The 1,167-nt window shown below is 64.3% G+C and carries 2 protein-coding genes; both read right to left on the bottom strand.

Translation table 11 applies throughout. The features are described 5' to 3' along the window. Nucleotides 1-296 (bottom strand): M28 family peptidase (locus NW863_RS00915; RefSeq protein ID WP_414363890.1); only part of this gene is annotated, 296 nt, incomplete at its 3' end. Continuing rightward, nucleotides 293-1,069 carry an HAD family hydrolase gene (locus tag NW863_RS00910; RefSeq protein ID WP_414361227.1) on the bottom strand — a complete coding sequence of 259 codons (777 nt, stop codon included), beginning with the start codon at nucleotides 1,067-1,069 and terminating at the stop codon, nucleotides 293-295. The genes NW863_RS00915 and NW863_RS00910, both read right to left, overlap by 4 nt. Nucleotides 1,070-1,167: the final 98 nt, after the last annotated feature.

The following is a 1,167-nucleotide window of genomic DNA, read 5'->3' as shown; positions in this document are numbered from 1 at the left end:
ACACCGCTGGCGTTGTCGTCGGCTCCAGGGGTGGCCGGGGCAGCGTCAAAATGAGCCCCGACCAGAACGGGCGGTCGGCGGGGATGGGATCCCGGCAATTTCAAGATCCAGTTGCGGTGCTGGCAGCCCCGAGCCTCGAAGGAAAAAGATTCTACAAGCCCATAGCGGGAAAGCTCCTCTTGGATGTAGCGCTCCACCTGGCTGTGGCCCAGGGGCGACCAGTCGGGATCCCGCGGCTGGGTCACTTGCCGCAGGTGATCCCGGAGGCGCTGTTGCAGATGGGGATCTTGGATCACTTTTCTTGCTCGGCAAGGGCTTGGGCATGAACCTGGCGGGCCAGCTCCAGGGTGAAGTAGCGGTGGGATCCTGCCCTTCCCGCCAGCACCTGAAACGGCAACTCCGGCTCCCCCAGGTGATCCAGCACCAAGGCTGCTCCGGAAAAGTCTTGCTCCCGAGTGTAATCGTTAACCGTCACCACGGCAGGGATGCCCGCCTGCTGGGCCGAGCGCAGCCCGTTTTCGGAGTCCTCAAAGGCCAGGCACTCCTGGGGACGCAGCCCCATCTGTTCCAGCGTGTAGAAGTAGATGTCGGGGGCGGGCTTTTTGGCGGGGACAATATCGCCGGCAGCAATCACCTCAAACCAGCCCAGGCTCTCCGGCAGGGTGTGCTCCAGAAGGGCCGTCACGTTTTCGGGCGTGGTGGTGGTGGCGATGGCCAGGCGGATCCCGGCGGCCTTGGCCTCCTGCAAGAGGCGCTTGACTCCGGGGCGCAAGGGGATCCCTCCTTGGGCCAGCAGAGCTGTGTAGTGGCGGGTCTTGGCCTGGTGCAGCCGGGCTATTAGGGCCGTCAGGTCTTCCCCGGCAGGCAGCGGCGGCTGACAGGTCTCGACGAAGTGGCGAATGCGCTCTTTGCCGCCCGTAATAGCCAGGAGTTGGCCGTAGAGCTCCACCGACCAGTGCCAGTCCAAGCCTGCCTCGGCAAAGGCGGCGTTAAAGGCCACGCGGTGCCCATCCCGCTCCGTATCCGCCAGCGTGCCATCCACGTCGAAAATCAAAGCTTGCAGTTCCATGCGCACCCCCCGTTCCCACCCCGCCAGCCTCCTGTCAACTGGGCAGGCGACCCTATGCTACCTCATGGTTTGGATGCTCTCAGCCAGGTTCCTGGGAA

Source organism: Synechococcus sp. B60.1, from assembly GCF_047462555.1.
GTDB lineage: Bacteria > Cyanobacteriota > Cyanobacteriia > Thermostichales > Thermostichaceae > Thermostichus.
The sequence above is the reverse complement of the archived record's forward strand: the minus strand, read 5'-3'. Positions and strand labels throughout refer to the sequence as shown.

What these genes read in the sequence shown, in the direction of transcription:
- NW863_RS00910 (WP_414361227.1), bottom strand. Translation starts at nt 1,069, where the DNA reads ATGGAACTGCAAGCTTTGATTTTCGACGTGGATGGCACGCTGGCGGAT.